At 71.0% G+C, this 19453-nt stretch carries 15 protein-coding genes and 1 pseudogene; 9 read left to right on the forward strand and 7 right to left on the reverse strand.

Translation table 11 applies throughout. The features are described from left to right. On the reverse strand, positions 1-1199 hold a 1199-nt coding region (locus tag B9P64_RS19645), incomplete at its 3' end, for a VIT1/CCC1 transporter family protein (RefSeq protein ID WP_085317870.1). Then, the gene (locus B9P64_RS19650; protein ID WP_235840059.1) at positions 1196-3421 is read right to left on the reverse strand and encodes a patatin-like phospholipase family protein; all 2226 of its coding nucleotides are present in this window, start codon (positions 3419-3421) and stop codon (positions 1196-1198) included. The genes B9P64_RS19645 and B9P64_RS19650, both read right to left, overlap by 4 nt. 309 nt (positions 3422-3730) lie before the next feature. Between B9P64_RS19650 and B9P64_RS19655 the strand changes: the two genes are divergently transcribed. From B9P64_RS19655 to B9P64_RS19665, 3 genes are all read left to right on the forward strand, one after another. Beyond that, a complete protein-coding gene (locus B9P64_RS19655; RefSeq protein WP_176256906.1) occupies positions 3731-4789 on the forward strand; it encodes an acyltransferase family protein in 1059 nt (352 codons plus the stop codon). A gap of 323 nt (positions 4790-5112) precedes the next feature. Then, complete coding sequence (locus B9P64_RS19660) at positions 5113-6804, forward strand: MFS transporter (protein ID WP_085317873.1); 1692 nt, start codon at positions 5113-5115, stop codon at positions 6802-6804. Positions 6805-7158: 354 nt separating this feature from the next. Next, positions 7159-7599 carry a response regulator gene (locus B9P64_RS19665; protein ID WP_235840060.1) on the forward strand — a complete coding sequence of 147 codons (441 nt, stop codon included), beginning with the start codon at positions 7159-7161 and terminating at the stop codon, positions 7597-7599. Positions 7600-7696: 97 nt separating this feature from the next. On the opposite strand, the gene B9P64_RS19670 is transcribed toward B9P64_RS19665, so the two are convergent. Both B9P64_RS19670 and B9P64_RS19675 read right to left on the reverse strand, forming a co-directional pair. Beyond that, the gene (locus B9P64_RS19670) at positions 7697-8338 is read right to left on the reverse strand and encodes a response regulator (protein WP_085317874.1); all 642 of its coding nucleotides are present in this window, start codon (positions 8336-8338) and stop codon (positions 7697-7699) included. A 122-nt stretch (positions 8339-8460) separates the two neighbouring features. Next, the gene (locus B9P64_RS19675) at positions 8461-9018 is read right to left on the reverse strand and encodes a ferritin-like domain-containing protein (RefSeq protein ID WP_085317875.1); all 558 of its coding nucleotides are present in this window, start codon (positions 9016-9018) and stop codon (positions 8461-8463) included. A 305-nt stretch (positions 9019-9323) separates the two neighbouring features. Between B9P64_RS19675 and B9P64_RS19680 the strand changes: the two genes are divergently transcribed. The 4 genes from B9P64_RS19680 (at position 9324) to B9P64_RS30660 (ending at position 12541) form a co-directional block, all read left to right on the forward strand. Further along, on the forward strand, positions 9324-10790 hold the full coding sequence (locus B9P64_RS19680) for a CHASE3 domain-containing protein (protein WP_085317876.1): 1467 nt from the start codon (positions 9324-9326) through the stop codon (positions 10788-10790). 121 nt (positions 10791-10911) lie between these two features. Continuing rightward, on the forward strand, positions 10912-11115 hold the full coding sequence (locus tag B9P64_RS19685) for a hypothetical protein (RefSeq protein ID WP_085317877.1): 204 nt from the start codon (positions 10912-10914) through the stop codon (positions 11113-11115). A 38-nt stretch (positions 11116-11153) separates the two neighbouring features. Next, positions 11154-11525, forward strand: coding sequence for a glycine zipper domain-containing protein (locus B9P64_RS19690; RefSeq protein WP_085317878.1), 372 nt, complete (start codon positions 11154-11156; stop codon positions 11523-11525). A gap of 8 nt (positions 11526-11533) precedes the next feature. After that, on the forward strand, positions 11534-12541 hold the full coding sequence (locus B9P64_RS30660) for a hypothetical protein (protein ID WP_085317879.1): 1008 nt from the start codon (positions 11534-11536) through the stop codon (positions 12539-12541). A 9-nt stretch (positions 12542-12550) separates the two neighbouring features. Here B9P64_RS30660 and B9P64_RS19700 read toward each other — a convergent pair. Continuing rightward, positions 12551-13570 (reverse strand): annotated as a pseudogene (locus tag B9P64_RS19700) (glycosyltransferase family 4 protein); the annotation flags it as partial. 235 nt (positions 13571-13805) lie between these two features. On the opposite strand from B9P64_RS19700, the gene B9P64_RS19705 reads away from it, so the two are divergent. Beyond that, positions 13806-17495, forward strand: coding sequence for an ATP-binding protein (locus B9P64_RS19705; RefSeq protein ID WP_139826420.1), 3690 nt, complete (start codon positions 13806-13808; stop codon positions 17493-17495). A gap of 160 nt (positions 17496-17655) precedes the next feature. Beyond that, positions 17656-18324 carry a hypothetical protein gene (locus B9P64_RS19710; protein ID WP_085317881.1) on the forward strand — a complete coding sequence of 223 codons (669 nt, stop codon included), beginning with the start codon at positions 17656-17658 and terminating at the stop codon, positions 18322-18324. A gap of 51 nt (positions 18325-18375) precedes the next feature. On the opposite strand, the gene B9P64_RS19715 is transcribed toward B9P64_RS19710, so the two are convergent. Both B9P64_RS19715 and B9P64_RS19720 read right to left on the reverse strand, forming a co-directional pair. After that, positions 18376-18576 (reverse strand): heavy-metal-associated domain-containing protein, encoded by a 201-nt coding sequence (locus B9P64_RS19715; protein WP_085317882.1) that lies wholly within the window; start codon positions 18574-18576, stop codon positions 18376-18378. 32 nt (positions 18577-18608) lie between these two features. Beyond that, positions 18609-19427, reverse strand: coding sequence for a nuclear transport factor 2 family protein (locus tag B9P64_RS19720; RefSeq protein ID WP_085317883.1), 819 nt, complete (start codon positions 19425-19427; stop codon positions 18609-18611). Positions 19428-19453 lie beyond the last annotated feature (26 nt).

The following is a 19453-nucleotide window of genomic DNA, read 5'->3' on the forward strand; positions in this document are numbered from 1 at the left end:
CCCCAGGTCACCGCCGCCGCCAACCCCGCCACCAGCACCTGGCGCCCGCCCGAGTACATCACCGTGCGCCCGTTGAACAGCGACGTGGCCGCGCCCATGCCGAACAGCGCCGCCGCCGTCAGCCCCACGCTCGCCGCCATCGCCCACGGCCCCGAGCCGAACATGAACGGCAGGATCGGGATCAGCGCACCGGTGGCGAACAGCCCGAACGAGATCGCCGCCGCGCTCACCGGATTGCCGCCCAGCTCGGCCGGGTCGATGCCCAGCTCCTCGCGCGTCAGCGTCTCCAGCGCCGTGTCCTTGTTCTGCATGATCTGCGCCGCCACCCGCTCGGCGTCGCGGCGCGCGATGCCCTTGGCCTGATAGATCAGCGCCAGCTCGCGCTGCTCGGCATGCGGCGTGTTCTCGATTTCCTCGGCTTCCTTGGCCATCTGCGACTGTGCCGATTCGCGCGCGTTGAGCACCGACAGCCATTCGCCGAGCGCCATCGAGCAGGCACCTGCGACCAGGCCGGCCACGCCCGTCATCAGCAGCGTCTTGCCGTCGGCGCCGGCGCCGGCCACGCCCATCGCCAGGCAGAAGTTGGAGACCAGCCCGTCGTTGGCGCCGAGCACCGCCGCGCGCAGATCGTTGCCCGAGGCGCCGCGATGCCAGCGCTCGGTGCGCGCGATCTCGTCGCCGGTCATGCCGCGCGCGGACGCGGGCGCGGCGCTCGGCAGATGCGCCGCATCGGGCTGACGCTCGCCGCGCGCGATCGCGACCGCATGCATGTCGCCGCGGCCGGCGGCGTGCAGCACCGAGGCGTGCTGCTGCTCCTCGGCCGACAGGCCGGCCGCGACCGCGTCGGGCTGGTCGGCGTACTTGTTGCGATCGGCGTACTCGGCCGCCGTGAGCGTGGGCAGCACGAAGCCGACGCCGAACCACCTGGCCAGCCGACTCATGGTCATCACGCGCCAGGACGGCGTGTGCGGCGCCACGGTTTCGCCGGCGCCCTGCAAGCGCTGCACCCAGAAGCCGGCGTGGGTGCGCTCGGCCTGGGCCAGCTCGCGGAACACGCCGGCGCGCTGCGGATCGGCTTCGGCGCCGGCCAGCGCCTCGTAGAGCGCGGCGGAGTCGAGTTCGTCGCGCAAATTGGCGCGCCAGCGCGCGCGGTCGGCGGCAGAGGTCGGGACGGAGGAGTCGCTTGAGTTCTTGGTCATGGCAATCCGAGCGTGATGTAGGCCGAACGCATGCCGTCCGGCGCAAGGCCAAGGCCGAGATACACCGGCCCGAGCGGACTGTCGACCGCAACGAAGGGCGCGAGCGACTTGCGCACGCCGCTGCCGCCGCCGAGCGGCTGCTGGCGCATGCGGCCCAGCTCCAGCGCCATGCCGGCATAGGCGCCGCGCAGCAGCGGAATCTCGAGCACCCGGTCGGCATAGGTGATGGTGGCCAGCTCATAGCCGCCGCCGTAGAAGCGGTCGGGCGCATAGCCCGACAGATTCATGAAGCCGCCGAGCCGGAACTGGTCGGAAATGGGCAGCGGATTGCCGCCGAACTTGCCGCCGGCGCGCAGCCGCAGCGCCAGCACATGGCTGCGCAGCGAGGCGCTCGACATCCAGTCGGCCTCCCAGCGGGTGTAGTCGGCATCGGCGCCCAGTTCGCGCCGCGAGCCGGTGACGGTGGCGCTGGCGGCATGGCCGTCGCCCGGGAACTGGCGGTTGTCGAGCGTGTCGCTGCGCGCTTGCAGGCGCAGCGCGCCGACGCGATCCGACACTTCATGCGGCACGCCGGGGAAGGCACCGGTATCGAGCGTGAGCCGGCGCGAGCCGAACACCGGCCCGGCGCGCAATTGCAGGCTGCTCGACGCATCGAGGCCGAGGTCGATGCCGGCCAGCCGTTCGGCCAGCCCGTAGCGCAGCAGCTTGGCATCGCCGTTGTAGAGCGTGAGCGGGCGCAGGCCGGCATCGATGTGCGGCGCGATGAACCAGCGCCGGTCCAGGTCGAGCGGCTGGAAGAACTCGGAATGCAGCAGGTTGTGCCGGCCCAGCTGCAGGTCGTTGCGCCATTCGGCGCCGTAGCTGTTGAGCCAGGTGCGGCGATAGCTGGCCAGCAGCGTGAAGCTGGAATCGGTCGAGAAATCGCTTTGCAGCCCGAGGCCGAAGCGCAGGTAGTCGGGGCCCCAGCTCTTCTCGCTCACGTCATAGGTGACCACCGGCCGGGTCGCGGCCTCGTCGACCTTGAAGCCCACGCGCTCGAAGTCGCCCCAGCCGTAGAGCCGGCGCAGATCGTCGTCCATGGTGCGCTGGTCGAAGGGCTGGCCGGGCCGGGTGCTCACGGCGCGCAGCAGCACCTCGGGATTGACGCGCTCGGTGCCGGTCACCTTCACCTCGGCGATCGGCAGCGCATGGCTCAGCGGCGAGCCGTTGCGCGCCGCATCGAAGCGCTCGGCCCATTGCGCATAGACCTCGGGCGCGACGGCCAGCGCCGCCAGCCGGGGCGCCTCAAGCCGGGCCGCCGCCTCGCCGATGGCCACCGCCAGCGCGGCGCCGCTGAAATCGCCGGCCGAGAACGCGCCCAGCTCGGGCGAGATCAGCACATCGCGCGTCGTCAGCTGGGCCAGCGAGGCGCGCACGTTCTGCTCGGTGAGGATGTTGATCATCTGGCCCGACACGTCGAGCACCGAGTTGATGTCCTCGCGCTTCATCAGCGGCGTGCCCAGGTTGACCGCGATCACCACGTCGGCGCCCATGGCGCGCGCCACGTCCACCGGCAGATTGCGCACCAGGCCGCCGTCGACCAGCTCGCGGTTGCCGATTTCCACCGGCGCGACCACGCCCGGCACCGACATGCTGGCGCGCATCACATTGGGCACATCGCCCTGGGCGAACACCACCATCTGCCCGCTCTCGATGTCGGTCGCCACCGCGCGAAACGGAATCGGCATGCGGTCGAAGCGGTTGACGCCGCCGCTGTGCACCAGCCGGCGCAGCACCGCCTCCAGCGCCGTGCCCGAGACCACGCCCTTCGGCAGCCGCAGGCCGCGCTCGGCATCGACGCCGATCTCGGGCCCGACGAACAGCCGCGCATCGTCGGCCTTGCGCCGCATCGAGCGCTCGGGCCGGGGCGGATCGTCGGTGAACAGCGCCTCGGTGGTCAGGCTTTGCAGCCGTGCCTCCATCTCGGCCACGCTGGTACCCGAGGCGTAGGCGCCGCCGACGATGGCGCCCATGCTGGTGCCGGCGATGCAGTCGATCGGCACATGCAGTTCTTCGAGCACCTTGAGCACGCCGACATGCGCCGCGCCGCGCGCGCCGCCGCCCGACAGCACCAGGCAGATGCGCGGCCGCCCGAGTGGCGCGGCCGGTGCGGCGGTCGGCGGGGCCGGGGCGCGCGCCGGCGAAGCGGTGGTGGGCGCCGGCTCGGCGGCGGGCTGCGCCATTCCGCCGGTCGGCAGGGCCATCAAGAAAAGCGCCAATGGGCCGAAAACGGTCCTGAAGGCGGAAGACAGGTTCATGGGTGTCGGGCGGGCAGAGGAGTCGGCGAGCTTCGCAGACAAGCCGGTCGCTGTGCCCGTCGCGCCGCGTCCAGTTGCCGGACGGAAGGCTTGAAGCGGGGATTTCTCGGATATTTCTAGAATTTATCCCTAGAAATTATTAGACTTCGAAGCGATTTCAATCTACTCATCGGTGAGCTAAGTCACAAAACGACGCTCGCCTCGTCTCGGGAGACTTGCATGCCGGCTTCAGCAATGCCCGCGCAGTCCCAGTCCGCCAGCAGCTCCCGCATCGACTGGATCGACCATGCGCGCGGCCTGTGCGTGCTGCTGATCGTGGTGCTGCACGTCATCCTAGAAATGTGGAAGTACGCGCTTCCGCCCGGCCCGGTCGGCACCGCCATGCGCTTCGCCGAGACGCTGCGGCTGCCCGGGCTGTTCCTGGTGTCGGGTCTGCTGCTCGGGCCGGTGCTCGGCCGGCCGTGGCGGCTCTATCTCGACCGCAAGCTGGTGCACTTCTGGTACTTCTTTTTCCTGTGGTTCGGGCTCGAATACCTGCTGCTCGGCCACTGGCGCAACGGGCCGTCGGGCATGGCGGCGCTGGCCATGTTCTTCAGCCACGCCTTCAACGAGCCGGGGCCGCTCTGGTTCATCCTGCTGCTGCCGCTGTTCTATGTGCTGGCGCGGCTGATGAGCGGCGCCAGCGCGCCGGCGGTGCTCATCGGCGCGGCGGCGATCAATCTGGCCGATCCGCAGTCGGGCCTGCTGTTCATCGATGCGACGGCCGAGCGCTTCATCTATTTCGCGCTGGGCTGGCTGTTTGCCGCCCGCATCGGCGAGCTGGCGCAATGGTTCGGCCGGCATCGGCTGGCGACGCTCGCGGCCATCGTCGTCTGGGCCGGCATCAACGGCTGGGCCACGGTGATCGCGCCGCGCTATGTCGAAATGTCGCCGGTGCATCTGGCGTTGAGCCTGACGGGCGCGCTGGTGGCGGTGGCGCTCGCCGCGCTGACGGCGCAGCTGCGCGCCTTCGGCTGGCTGGCCTATTGCGGCCGGCGCTCGATCGTCGTGTATCTGGCGCATTCGCTGCCGGTGCATTTTCTGCTGCTGGGCTGGAGCCTGACCGGGCTGCGGCTGCCGGCGGTGCCGCTGGCGCTCGGCGTCACGCTGCTGGCCATCGGCAGTGCCTTCGCGCTCGAACGGCTGGCCCGGCCAACGCCGCTGCGCTGGCTGTTCCAGCGCCCGGCCTGGGCCTGGATCAGCCTGCCTGCGGCCGCGCCTGCCGTCACCCGGCAATCGGCCACGCCGCACTAGGCGCGGCGCCCAACGGCGGACTCGGCATTTTCCCCAGGTCTGCCGCACTGCCCGGCTGCGGCGGAATTCCTTTGCATGAGTCGGCCTCGGTGTAAATACCGAGCGCGACGCGGCCATGTGCGCCCGCAATGCAAATCCCATGCTTCTTCATCCATTGACCATATTTGGCGTTGGCTGAATGCCGTTATTGCAGCCGCACAAACCGGCTCGCCGACACTTGCCGGAAGGTGAAAACGGTAAGCCCCGTGTAAAGCGTCAAATGCCCAATCGGCCGGAACCGGGGTGTTTCTCCGGGCAGAAATCCCGACAGTGGAGGAGACAACATGGCAGCGGCTATTCCGATGGGCAGCGCGGCGCCCATGACGCGCGAAGAGAAGAAAGTGATCTTCGCGTCGTCGCTTGGCACGGTGTTCGAGTGGTACGACTTCTATCTGTACGGCTCGCTCGCGGCGATCATTTCCAAGCAGTTCTTCGCCGGCGTGAACGAGACCTCGGCCTTCATCTTCGCGTTGCTGGCGTTTGCCGCCGGCTTCGCGGTGCGGCCCTTCGGCGCGCTGGTGTTCGGGCGCATCGGCGATCTGGTCGGGCGCAAGTACACCTTCCTGGTCACCATCCTCATCATGGGCATGTCGACCTTCATCGTCGGCATCCTGCCGGGCTATGCCTCGTGGGGCATGGCGGCGCCGATCATCCTGGTGGCGCTGCGGCTGTTGCAGGGCCTGGCGCTCGGCGGCGAGTACGGCGGTGCCGCCACCTATGTGGCCGAGCACGCGCCGGCCGGCCGGCGCGGCGCCTACACGGCCTGGATCCAGACCACGGCCACGATGGGCCTGTTCCTGTCGCTTCTGGTCATCCTGGGCGTGCGCACGCTGCTGGGTGAAGAGGCGTTCCAGAACTGGGGCTGGCGCGTGCCCTTCCTGGTGTCGATCCTGCTGCTCGGCATTTCGGTGTGGATCCGCCTGTCGATGAGCGAATCGCCGGCCTTCAAGAAGATGAAGGAAGAGGGCAAGACCTCGAAGGCACCGATCAGCGAGTCGTTCGGCCAGTGGCGCAATCTCAAGATCGTGATCCTGGCGCTGATCGGGCTGGTCGCCGGTCAGGCGGTGGTCTGGTACACGGGCCAGTTCTACGCGCTGTTCTTCCTCACGCAGTCGCTCAAGGTCGATTCGGCGACGGCCAACATCCTGGTGGCGATCGGGCTGCTGATCGGCACGCCGTTCTTCGTGGTGTTCGGCTCGCTGTCGGACCGCATCGGCCGCAAGCCGATCATCCTGGCCGGCTGCCTGATCGCGGCGCTGACCTACATCCCGCTGTTCAAGGCCATCACGCACTACGCCAATCCGGCGCTCGAAATGGCGCAGGAGAAGTCGCCGGTCACCATCGTGGCCGATCCGGGCAGCTGCCACTTCCAGTTCGAGCTGTTCGCCAATCCCAACAAGCCCAACTTCGCGTCGAGCTGCGACGTGGCGGCGGCGGCGCTGGCCAAGGCCTCGGTGTCGTACAGCATCGTGCCGGCGCCGGCCGGGTCGCTGGCCACCATCCAGATCGGCGACAAGAGCGTGCAGAGCTTCGACGGCGAGGCGCTCGACGGCACCGCGTTCAAGGGCCGCAATGCCGAGTTCAACAAGCTGCTCGGCGCCGAGATCAAGGCCGCCGGCTATCCGCCCAAGGCCGACGATGCGCAGATCAACAAGCCGATGCTGGTGGTGCTGCTGACCATCCTGGTGATCTACGTGACGATGGTCTACGGCCCGATCGCGGCGATGCTGGTCGAGATGTTCCCGACCCGCATCCGCTACACGTCGATGAGCCTGCCCTACCACATCGGCAACGGCTGGTTCGGCGGCTTCCTGCCGACCATCTCGTTCGCGCTGGTGGCGGCCAACGGCAACATCTATCACGGGCTCTGGTACCCGATCGTGGTGGCCGGCATCACCTTCGTCATCGGGCTGCTGTTCGTGCGCGAGACCAAGGACATCGACATCAACGACGAGCGCGTGGGTCAGCGCAACTGAGCGCGGACGCAGCGGCGGCAAAAGGGGCTTCGGCCCCTTTTTGCATTGGTGGCGCCCGCCAGACCCTGGCCGGTGCCGGCGTCGGATCATTCCTACAGCCCGGCTGGAAGTTCGCCGACCGGGCGGCACAGACGGTTCCGGCAATCCGCCAGCGCCCGCAACCAGACAATCCTGCATGGTTTGCCGAGCCCGGCTGCTCCGGAAGTCCGAGGGGAAACAGGGTGACGGGACCGGATGGATCGCTCCTGCCTGCGCATCGCTGCGCGAGGGTTTGAGCGATGATGCATGGCGTTACCGGTCGCTCCGGCGGTCCCGAACGCGGAACTGCCTTTTATCGATTTACCGGGAGTCGGCATGCAGACGGTGCATGTAGCCCAGATGGAGCGTCACAACATCATGGCGGTAGATGCCGCGCTCAGGATTTTCATCGTCGAGGACTCGCCAGTCATCCGCGACCGACTGATCCCGCTGCTTGAGGAGGTCAAGCATGTGAAGGTGGTCGGCTATGCCGAGACCGAGGCCGACGCCAAGCAATGGCTGTCGCAGAACCGCTGGGACGTGCTCGTGCTCGACCTGTGGCTGCGCGAGGGAACGGGCATCGGCGTGCTCACCTGGCTCGGCCAGCGGCCCGGCAGCGACCGGCGCGCGGTGCGGCTGGTGCTCACCAACGAAGCCGGCCCCGAGGTGCGCGACCTGTGTCTCGCGCTCGGCGCCGATGCCTTCTTCGACAAGTCGGGCGAGATCGACGATCTCACCGACTATCTGCGCGACCGCCTGGGGGCGGGCGGCGAATGAGCTGAAGAGGCATCGCCGATACGGCTTCATCAAGCACAAAGGGCCGGCAACGCAGCGCGCGTTGCCGGCCCTTTGGCTTTGGCGGAGCCGCCTCAGTTCATTCGATGAGGCCCTGCTTCATCGCGTAGTAGGTCAGCTCGCTGTTCGATTGCAGGCTCAGCTTCTCGAACAGCCGGGCGCGATAGGTGCTGACTGTCTTGACGCTCAGATTGAGCGCCTCGGCGATGCCGGTGACGGTCTCGCCGCGCGCAAGGCGCAGGAAGACCTGCTGCTCGCGGTCGGACAGCCGGGTGTGCGGCGGCGCCGCGTCGGGATCGTCGATGCCGGCAGCGAGCATCTCGCCGACGGCCTGGCTCACATAGCGCCGGCCCTGGGCCACGAGCCGGATGGCGCGCAGCACCTCGTCGGGATCGACGTCCTTGCGCAGATAGCCGCTCGCGCCCATCTTCATCAGGCTGAGCGCGTAGTTTTCTTCGGGGTAGCCCGACAGGATCAGCACCGGCAGTTCGGGCTGGCCGGCCTTGATGGCGCGCAGCGTGTCGACGCCGTTCTGGCCGGGCATGGAGATGTCGAGCAGGAGCACGTCGCAGCGGCCCGAACGGGCGATGTCGAGGGCGGCGCGGCCGGTCTCGGCCTCGGCCGTGACTTCCATGTCGGCCTGGTCGGCGATGAACTGACGGAAGCCCGCCCGGACAATCGCGTGGTCATCGCAGATGGCGACTCGGATACGGATCGGCATGGCTTTTCAGGGTGATGCAGAAAAAAAGACGGGTACGCCTGACCTGAGTCGAGCGTACCCGAAATGCGCCCCAGTGTCGGGGGACGGGGCGCCGCAGGAGGGGGACTGCGAAGGCCGGGCCTTCACTCGCGAGGAAGCAGGTCGGACAGCTCGTCCGCATGCTCCTCTTCCTTCGCGAGAATCTGCTCCAGCATCCGCCGCGTGGTCGGATCGCTCTCGCCGATCGCATGAATCATTTCCGTGTAGGCCTGCACCGCGATGCGCTCGGCGACCAGGTTCTCGGTCAGCATCTGGCGCAGTTCGGTGCCGGCGACGTACTCGGCATCGGAACGCGACGCGAAGGTCGCGGGATTGAAATCGGGCGTGCCGCCGAGCTGCACGATGCGCTCGGCCAGCTGGTCGGCGTGTTCCTGTTCCTCGGCGGCGTGTTCCCGGAATTCATCCTTGATCGACGGCGAGACCGGCGACTTGGCCACGAAGTAGTGCTGCCGGTAGCGCAACGCGCAGGTGAGTTCGGTGGCCAGCGCGGTCTGCAACATGGCAATCACGGCCGTGCGGTCGGCGGCATAGGCGGCCGTGACCGCGCCGTCGCTCACGCTGCGCCGCGCCTCGGCGCGCAGGGTGTTGCGGTCGGTCAGTCCGGTGGCGCTGTCGTGGCGGTTGGCTTGCAGAATGGTCATCGCTGGCTCCTTGGTTCCGGTGTGCGTCCTGGATGGCCCGGACGTCATGTTCGACGCCCTTGGCCGGTGTCTTCGATGGTGTTACATGCAGTCACCCGGGCTGCGGCGCGATGGCCTGAACCCGACCGCATCGGGCCGCGAGGCGACGGTGGCTTCCGTCGGCGGTTTCTTGCCATCGCGAAGCCGATGGAACTATTGTGGGCAGGCCACCTTCGGCGCACTGCAAGAGTCGCCCGCAAGCCTCCGTCGGCCCTCTCCTACATTTCCAGCCCTGCCTGCGCGCGCAGGCAAAGTCATCCCGGCCGATGCTTCCTCCGTTCAATCGCCTGTTCCCGCTGCGCCGTCCGGCGCCCGCTGCCGCCGATCCGGCCATCGAGCCGCCGTTGCGCGGCCGCGGGCTGGCGCGCGGCCTGTTCGTCTGCGCCTCGCTGTCGCTCGGCCTGCTGGGGCTGTCGGAGTACAGCCATCACGAGGCGACCAAGGGCTCGACCGAGGTGACCGAGCGGCTGGAAATCCAGCGCACGCTGCAAGCCATCGGCGCGGCGCTGGTCGATGCCGAATCGAGCCAGCGCGGCTTCGTGCTGACCGGCGACGAGCGCTATCTGGCGCCCTATCGCAATGCCATCGACGCGGTCGGCCGCAGCGCCCGGCTGGCGCATCAGCACTACCTGAGCGATGCGGAAGGCCAGGCGCTGTATGGCCCGGTGGAGCAGGCGGTGCAGGCCAAGATGGCCGAGCTCGACGTGTCGATGCGGCTGCGCCAGCGCGGCCAGGGCGAGGCCGCGACCGAGGTGGTGCGCACCGATGTCGGCCTCGAGAAGATGGAAGCCGTGCGCGACGGCGTGGGCCGGCTGCTGGCCTACGAGGAACAGCGGCTGCAAGTCATCACGCGCGACTGGGAGCGCACCGCCAACTGGGCCCGGCTGGGCATCGCCTTCGCCACGCTGTTCGTGCTGATGACTTTCGGGCTGTTCCTGCGTCACAGCGAGCGGCTGGCGCACGAGAGCGAACGGCAGCGCCGCGCGGTGCAGCGCGAGCGCGACGAGCTCGATGTGCGCATCGCCGAGCGCACCGCCGAACTGATCCGGCTGGCCAGCCATCTGCAATCGGCGCGCGAGGACGAGCGCGCCCGGCTGTCGCGCGAACTGCACGACGAGCTCGGCGCCATCTTCACGGCGGCCAAGTTCGATCTGGCCGCCGCCACCGGCCGGCTGAAGGGCGCCGACGAAAAGGCGCTGGCGCGGCTGCGCAGCCTCAAGGAACTGCTGGAGCACGGCGTCGCGCTCAAGCGCCGCATCATCGAAGACCTGCGGCCGTCCACGCTCACCACGCTCGGCTTCGTGCCGGCGCTGAGCGGCTTTGCCGAGCAGCAGCGCCAGCGCCTCGGCGGCGAGATGGCGCTCGACATCGAGCCCGGCGTGACGGTCGACGAAAGCTCGGGGCTGGCGCTGTACCGGGTCGCGCAGGAGGCCTTCACCAACATCTACAAGTACGCCAATGCCAGCCATGTGCGGCTGGCGCTGCGCCAGCTCGATGCCGAGGTGCAGCTGGTGGTCGAGGACGACGGCGTGGGCTTCGACACCGCGCTGCTGGCCGACACGCCGGGCCATGGCCTGGCCGGCATGAAGTACCGGCTGATGAGCCTGGGCGGCCGGCTCAAGGTCGAATCGGCGCCGCGTCGCGGCACCCGGGTGACGGCCATCCTGCCGGCGCGCACCAATCCCGAGACGGCCCGGCCGCCGTCTGGCGCCGGCGCTGTAGGTCTGCGCTGACAGCCGCGCGCGTAACACTGCGACACAAGCCGAACCGCCGGGCTCACAGGCCGCCCGGGGCCGCGCGTCGACACTGTGACCACGCCGCGAAGCCGACGGCGAAGCCAGCAAGGAGAAGCCCATGCTGTACCACGTCGTCGTGTTCGTGATGATCGCCATCCTCGGCGCCACCGTCTGTCTGGGCGGACCGGTGCTGGCCTCGGTCGGCGTCAATTTTCTGCTGACCGTGTTTGTCGCGATGGCCGTCATGGGTTTCGTGAGCGACCTTGTCGTCGGCGCGCTTGAGCCAACTCAAGACCGGCACCCCCGGCCGGGCCGAAGCTGAATCCGGGGTTCCAAGCCATCAACCGAAGGAGAAAGACCATGAGTTCCATCGCTTCGTCACTGCGCGCCCGCACGTCCAACGCCGCCGACAGCGCCGCCGCCGGCCGCATCGCCAAGGATTTCGAGCAGCTGCTTTCCGACATCGCCAGCGCATCGAGCGAGGAACTGGTGGCGCTGCGCGAACGCATCGCCGACGGCACCTCGGTGGTGAGCGACCGTGCGGCCGCGCTGGCCCAGGCCACGACCGAATTCGCCCGCGCCAAGGTCGACAGCGCGCGCGCGCTGGCCGAGCAGGGCGCCGAGACCTCGCGCGAATACGTGCGCGACCGGCCGCTGCAATCGGTGGCGGTGGCCGCCGGCGCGGGCTTTGCGCTCGGCGTGCTGTTCGCCGTGCTGCGCAACCGCGACTGAGCCGCGCCATGACGCCTCGCGACGACGCGGCCACCGGGCCGCAGGCGGCCGAAGCCTCGGCCACCCGGCTGGCGCGGCTGCTGCTGCGCGCGGCCGAGGAAGACCTGCGGCTGATGGTGATGCGCGGCGTGGTCGCGAGCGTGGGCGCGGTGGTGGCCACGCTCGGGCTGATCGGCCTGCTGGTGGTCGTCATCGTGCTGCTCTGGGACAGCTGGATCGGCGTGACGCTGGCGGTGGCCACGCCGCTGGCGCTGCTGGCCGGCGGCATCGGCGCGCTGATGTGGGCCGACCGCGAGCGCGAAAGCCTGCTGGTCGGCATGGTCGACCGGCTGCGCGAACTGGTCGCCGAGCTGTTCACGCCGGCGGCGCTGCTGCGCCGCTTGCTGGCCCGGCGGGCGCCGCGCCCGGCGGCCGCCACCGCCGCGCCGGTCCGGCCGGCCGGCGCCGCTGCCGCCGACGACGATCTCAACCGTCAGCTGGCCGAGGCGATCGAGGCCGAGCTGGAGCGGCGCCGCAACGCTGCGCCGGCGACCGCCGCAACGCCGCCGGCCCCGCCAGTGCCGCCCGCAGCCGCGCCAGCGGCCCGGCCCGATGCGCTGGTCGAGACGGTGAGCCTCGCGGCCGAAGCCTTCGGGCTGTCGCGGCGCACGCGGCTGTGGCTGATGGCGGGCGCCTCGGCAAGCCGGCTGCTCATCGCCGAGCAGGCGGCTCGCAACGCGGCGGCCGCGCCGGCTGCAAAGGCTTTCACGCCGCCCGCGCCGGCAGTGGCGCCAGCCTCAGCCGAGGTGGCCGTTGCCGATCTGCCCGCGGCGGCCCTCGTGGCCGAGACCGAGGCGCTGGGCGCCAGCGTCATTGCCAGTGGCGCGCGCAGCGTCGAGCGCACGGCCGAGCGCGTCGCCGACCTGGCCGGCAGCCTGCGGACCGCCGCGCACCAGCGCGCCGACCGTGCCGAGGCTGAAGCCGAAGCCGCCGGGCTCGGCGCCACCGTCCAGCCGGAGCTGCCGGCGGCGCGCTGAATTCATCGGCAGCAGCGGCACCAGCGCATCGAGCCACTGGCGCGCCGTGGCTTCCCAGCTGCGGCTGCGCGCCGAGTGCGCCACCGCCGCGCGATCGAGCGCCAGCGCCGCCAGGCAGGCGGCGCGCAGGTCGGCGTCGAGCACGCCGCCCGCGCCCACCACATCGATCGGCCCGGTCACCGGATAGGCCGCGACCGGACAGCCGCAGGCCATCGCCTCGAGCATGACCAGCCCATAGGTATCGGTGCGGCTCGGAAACACGAACACATCGGCGGCGCGATAGCAGGCCGGCAGCGCCGCGTGCGCGCGCGGACCCAGCCAGCGCACCTCGGGATGCCGCGCCGACAGCCGGGCCAGCTCGGGGCCGCCGCCGACCACCACCTTGCTGCCGGGCAGGTCGAGCGCCAGAAACGCCTCCAGATTCTTCTCGCGCGCCACCCGGCCCACGCTCAGGAAGATCGGCCGCGGCAAGCCCTCGAAGCCGGGCGGCGCGACCTCGTCGGGCGGCGCCTCGGGCCGGAAGGCGGCGCCGTCGACCCCGCGCGACCACAGCCGCAGATGGCGGAAATCGCGCGCCGCCAGCTCGTCGCGCAGTCTGGCCGTGGGCACCAGCACGCGCCGCGCCGGCCGGTGAAACCAGCGCAGCGCCGCATGGCCGAGCGCCTCGGGCAGGCCGAGCCGGGCCGCGAGGTATTCCGGAAACCGCGTGTGATACGAGGTGGTGAAACGCCAGCCCTCGCGCCCGGCGCGCAGCCGCGCGGCCAGGCCGAGCGGGCCTTCGGTGGCGATGTGCAGCGCATCGGGCCGGCGCCCGGGCAGCCGCGCCAGGGCCGCATCCAGCACCCGCACCGGCGCCAGACTCAGGCGCACGCCGGGCTCGGTGGGCGCGGCCATCGTCGGGCCGGCATCGGGCGCGGCCACCTCGATGCGCAGGCCGAGTGCGCGCGCCTCGCGCAGCACCTCGGTCCAGGTGCGCACCACGCCGTTGACCTGCGGCGCCCAGGCATCGGTGACGAGCAGGATGTTCATGGCCGGCCGACTCTGCGAGCCGGTGGCGACAGGCCGGTGACATCGGCATGACGACTTTGTGACCCGGAGCACAAGTCGATGTCGCCGCTGCGGGCTCCGGCCTTGCGGGTTAAGCCGAAAGCTGAGCGGCAATCGGCAGCATGTTCCGCCCAACGCGCGCCGGCCGACTGCCGATACTGGCCAGTGTCGCCTCTATCCCCTCGCGCGCCGGTCCTGTGCCGGTGACGCCGCCGTCATGCCAGTACCGCTCCCCGTGCGACCGATCGAGCCCCGCGCGTCGCTCGCCGCGCACGAAGTGGCGCGCAATCTCGTCGTCTTCGTTCTCGCTGCCGCGCTCGTCGCGCTGACGATGCTGCACGCCCGCGCCAGCGGCGCGCTGCTGCCGCTGCTGCTGCCCGATGCGCTGCTGCTCGGCGCGCTGCTGCGGCGCGACGGCAGCGCGCGCCGGCACTGCCTGCTGAGCGGCTCCGCCGGTGCCGCCGCCGGTCAGGCGCTGGCCGCCGCGCTCGGCGCCTCGACCTGGCCGCTGGCGCTGGCCTGCGCACTCGCGCACGGGCTCACGCTCGGGCTGTGCGAGCGGCTGTTCGCGCGGCTCGGCATCGACGCCCATGCGCGCGACAACCAGAAGCGCCAGCTCATGGCCTTCCTGATCGCCGGCAGTCTGTGCACGCTGCCCGGCGCGGCGCTCGCCGGCCTGGCCTTCGGCGCCAGCTGGAAGATCGACGGCTGGCAGGCGGCACAACTCTGGTGGGCCACCGATGCGCTGATGATCGCCACCGTCGTGCCCGGCGCGATCTCGCTGTCGCGCGCCCAGCTGCTACGCATGCTTGGCGGCTTCCGGCCCGAACCGCGCCAGCCCGGCCAGGACAGCGGCACCGAGCTGGCCGGCGCGCTGCTGCTGCTGGTGAGCCTGGCCGCCTTCACCAGCACGCGCGCGCCGCACTGGCTGATGATCGTCGAGCTGCCGCTCGGCATCGCGGCGCTGCGCTTCAGCGTGCTGGCCACCTGCCTGCTGGTGCTGGCCATCGAGGCCACGGTGCTGCTGACGTTCGACGGCGGTACCTTCGGGCCGCTGCGCCATGCCGCCTTCATGCACTGCGTGGCCACGCTGGCGATGGTCACGCTGCCGCCGCTCGGCATCGCCTATCTGTTCGCCGGCATGCGGCGCAAGCACCGCCGGCTGGCCGAAAGCGAGGAGCGGTTTCGCGGCGCGATGCACGACTCGCCGATCGGCATGGCGCTGGTCGGGCTCGACCGCCGCGTGATCGACGCCAATCCGGCGCTGTGCCGCATGCTCGACCGGCCGCGCGAGCTGCTGCTGGCCCGGCCGGACAAGGTCATCGCGCGGCACGACATGCGCCGGCTGCTGGCGCGCGCGGCCCGGCTGCTGCGCGGCCGCGCCGTGACCGGCGAGCTGGAAGTGCGGCTGCTGTGCCGCGACGGCAGCGCGCTGCCGGCCGCCATCGCGGTCTCGCTGGTGCGCGGCAGCGACGGCCAGCCGCGCCATTTCGTGCTCCAGGCCTACGACCTGTCGCAGGTGAAGGCGGCCGAGAACGCGCTGCGCGACAGCTGGTGGCGGCTGGAGCGGGTGTTCCAGGCCAGCGACGACAGCTACTGGGATCTCGACCTGACCACCGGCCGCATCTTCTGCGGCGACAACCTGCTGACCCGGCTCGGCCATGCGCCGGGGCTCGACTTCGACCTGACCGCGCTGCTGTCGCTGACCCATCCCGACGATCTGCCGGCGCTGCGCGGCGCGCTCGCCGAGCACATCGAAGGCCGCAGCGAGCGGCTGGCGGTCGAGCACCGCATGCGCGGCGCCGACGGCAACTGGCGCTGGGTGTTCCTGCGCGGCCGCGCCTACGAGCGCGATGCCGACGGCCGGGCGCTGCGCATCGCCGGCATCCAGACCGACACCACCGAGCGCCGGCTGCTCAACGACAGCCTGCTGGAGCACACCCGCGCGCTGGCCGAGGCACGCAAGCTGGCCCAGGCGCGCAGCAACTTCCTGGCGAACATGAGCCATGAGATCCGCACGCCGCTGGCGGCGGTGATCGGCAATGCCCAGCTGGCGCTGCGCGCCGTGCCCTTCGGCGTGGAGGACGGCGTGCGGCCGTATCTGGAGCGCATAGAGAAGTCGGGCGCGCTGCTGCTGGCACTGGTCAACGACGTGCTCGACCTGTCCAAGATCGAGGAGAACCGGCTCAGCCTGGAGCGCATCGAGTTCGACCTCGGCGATCCGGTCGATCAGGTGGTGGAGATCGCCGCCGACCGGGCCGCCGCCAGCCACATCGCGCTGCTGCTCGACGAAGACCCGGCGCTGCCGCGTCGCGTGATCGGCGATCCGCTGCGGCTCACCCAGGTGCTGCTCAATCTGGTGACCAATGCGGTCAAGTTCACCGAGCGCGGCCGGGTCACGCTGCGACTGCGCCGCGCCGGCCCCGACGGCGGGCTGGTGGTCGAGGTGGAGGACACCGGCATCGGCATCGCGCCCGAGCACATCGCGCGGCTGTTCTCGCCGTTCGAGCAGGGCGACGGCTCGCTGACGCGGCGCTTCGGCGGCACCGGGCTCGGGCTGGCGATCTCGCATCGGCTGGTCCGGCTGATGGGCGGCCGCATCGACGTGCGCAGCACGCCCGGCGCGGGCAGCTGCTTCACCGTGCGCCTGCCCGGCCTGACCGAGGTGGCAGCGGCGCCGCCGGCGGCCCGGCCGCATCGGCGCGTGCTGCTGGCCGAGTTCGCGTCCGAGCCGGTCGCGCCGGCGCGTGGCTGGCTCGTGGCGCGCGGCCTCGACGTGCGCGACTGGGCCGGCCCGGCCGTGGCGCCACGGCTGCCGGCGCGCGGCGATCTGGTCGTCGCGCCGGCCGAACTCGCGCCGGCCCGGCTCGATGCGCTGGCGCGCGCCTGCCAGGACGCCGGCGCCGAGCTGGCCCTGCTGCTCGGCGCCGGCGCCACGCCGCCGGTCGTCGCCAGCCTGCCCTGCCATCCGCATCTGCTCGCCGCGCCGCTGCGCGGGCGCCATGTGCAGGCGCTGCTCGACCGGCCGGTCAGCGGCGGCGCGACCCAGCCCGCCGCGCCCACGCTCGCCGGCCTGCATCTGCTGCTGGCCGAGGACAACCCGCTCAACCGCGACATGGTCGGCGAGCTGCTGTGCCAGGCCGGCGCCACGCTCGACTTTGCCGAGAACGGCCAGGAAGCCGTCGACGCGGTCGAGCGCGCCAGCCGGCCCTATCACGCCGTGCTCATGGACATCCAGATGCCGGTGCTCGACGGCATCGAGGCGGCGCGCCGCATCCGCCAGTTGCGGCCCGGCCTGCCGGTGATCGCGCTGACGGCGCATGCGCTGGCCGACGAGCGCCGCCGCGCCCATGACGCCGGCATCGTCGCCTACCTCACCAAGCCGATCGATTTCGCGCTGCTGGAGCGCGCGGTCGCCGATTTCTCGGGCCTGGGCAAGCCCGGCGCCCGGCCGGCCGGCCTCATCACCCGGCCGCCCGCCTATGCCGACATGCCGGTCATCACCTCGCTGCTGCAAGGCGCGGTCGCGGCCCGGCTCGATGTCGACGCCGGACTGCAACTGGTGGGCGGCATGCGCGACCTGTATGCGCGCCTGCTGCGCGGCTTTGCCCAGGCCTATGCCGGCGGCCTGCCGCTCACCGCCGACAGCGGCGCCGACGAGGTGGCACGCGCCGTGCACACGCTCAAGGGCCTGTCGGCCCAGATCGGCGCCACCCGGCTGCACCGCGCCTGCCTGGCCTGGGAAGCCACCTGGCGCGAAGCCGGCCGCAGCGCGCTGCCGATGGCGCTGCCACCCGACGCCCTGCCGCCCAACGGCCTGCTGCTGTCCGAACTGCGTGCCGTAGTTGCCGAAGCCCAGGCCTGGCTGACGAGCGAGGCGGTGCCTGGCTCCGCAACCCCGGCATGATGGAAGTCCGCGCTGCCCGGTCGGCGCGGACGGCGTGTTCCGCACGCTGGCCGGCAGCACGCCGACAGACGGCAGCGAGTGCCGACTAACGCAATCGAAACCGCGTGCAAACCTGTGCTGCGGCGTGCAGACTAGGAAAAACTCTTACGAAACCTGAGCCATGGCCGATCCCCTCACTTTCGCCCTTACCCGCCCCGAACTTGCCGCCCGTCTCGTCTCGTTCCAGCGCGAGCGTCCTACCGAAGCTGGTATCGACGCCGAGTACAAGCGCTTCTTCGAGAGCGTGCCGATCGATGCGCGCTCCGATGCGCATGAGTTCGCCATCCTCACCCGCATGCCGGTGGTCTGGACCCAGGCCGAAAGCATCGACGACCCGGAAGACGCCGTGATCGGCGCGCCCGGCTTCGTGCGCTGCTGGCTCGAAGGCCGCGAAGGCTGGCGCATCCTCGGCGCCTCGGGTCCGGTGCAGGCACCCGAGATCGACGGCCGCGCGCGCCGGCTTGAGGTACGGCTCGACGTGGCCGCGCCGAACGGCGCCTTCGGCTTTCCGGTGATGGCCATCGTCGACGGCGAGTACGACATGGCCAAGGCCGCGACCGCCTCGGCCGAGTACCTGAAGGAACACGGCCTGTGGGAAGAACAGGTGCCGCGCACCTTTCTGGTGGCGCTGTTCCTGTTTCTGGCGCCGCAGCTGGAGCAGGTGGTGAGCTGGTTCCAGAAGCCGTCGCAAAGCCTCAGGTTCGGCAAGCCGCGCCGGGTGCGCGCCTTCGAGGCGGTGGGGCTGGAAGTGCTCGACTACCCGGTCGCGCCGATCATCACGCCGGTGTAAGCGAAACCGGCCCGCGCGGGCCGGTTTGCATTGCAGCGCGGACTTGCCGGCTCAGCCGGCCTCGACCTCGTAGCCGGCATCGTCGATGACCGCCGCCAGCTCGGCATGCGTGAGTTCGCTCTTCACCTCGACCACACCGGTGTCGAGATGCACCGTCACCTCGGCCTTGGGATCGACGCGTTGCAGCGCCGCCGAGACCGAGCGCACGCAGCCCTGGCATGTCATGCCGCCTACCGTGAAGCGATGTTCCATCGTCGTTCTCCCGCGCAAGTGCGCCGCACCGGTCAGCGCGGCAGGTTTTCCAGATCGAGCTTGAGCTTCCAGCCGCCGCCTTCGCAGGTCCAGGCATGGAGGAATCCGTAACCGCGCTCGGCCGCGTCGGTGCGCACCAAGCCGGTCATCACCGCCAGATCCTGCGATTGCGCGACCCAGGTGCCGCGCATCTGCGCGTCGCGCCAGACCCGGCCGCGCGGCGCGGCGCCGGCGGCCACCGGCGCCAGATCGCTGCGCAGCACGACGGCATCGGCGGCATAGAGCCGGGCCGCCGGCGCATTGCCGCCGGCGCGCGCATCGACCACCTGGCGCTCGGCCGCGCCGAGGGCGTTGGCATCGCACAGGCCGGCCGGCGCCACCCAGGGCAGCAGCGGCAGGCCGGCCACGGCATCGACCGCGCCGGGCCCGTCGCCGTGCGGCATGGCCGCATCCACCTGAAGCTTCCAGTCGCCGTCGTCGCCGGTGCGCCAGACGGCGACGTAATGGCCCAGGCCGTCGGCGCCGGCGGCCGGCCGGCCCGCATAGGGGCCGACGCTGACCGCCAGATCGGCCGAGCGGGCGACGATCACGCGCTCGGGCGCGCGGCGCAGCGGATTGCGGTCGGGCTCGTCGCCTTGCAGCAGGCTCGGGCCGTTGACCGGCGCCGGACGCAGCAGCAGGCCGCTGCTGGCCAGCATGTCGAGATAGCCGTCGCGCACGCCGTTGCGGGCGGCCAGACCGGTGAGCAGGGTGTCGGCCGCGACGACGGCGTCGCGCGCATCGGCAGCATGCGCCGGCGTCGTGCCGATCAGTGCCGCCGCGGCCAGCGGCGCGACGGGCAGGCAGCGCAACGCGCGCAAAGGGAAAGGGGCAGGGC

Origin of the sequence: Derxia lacustris, assembly GCF_002105195.1 — a bacterium.
GTDB classification, from domain to species: Bacteria; Pseudomonadota; Gammaproteobacteria; order Burkholderiales; family Burkholderiaceae_E; genus Derxia; species Derxia lacustris.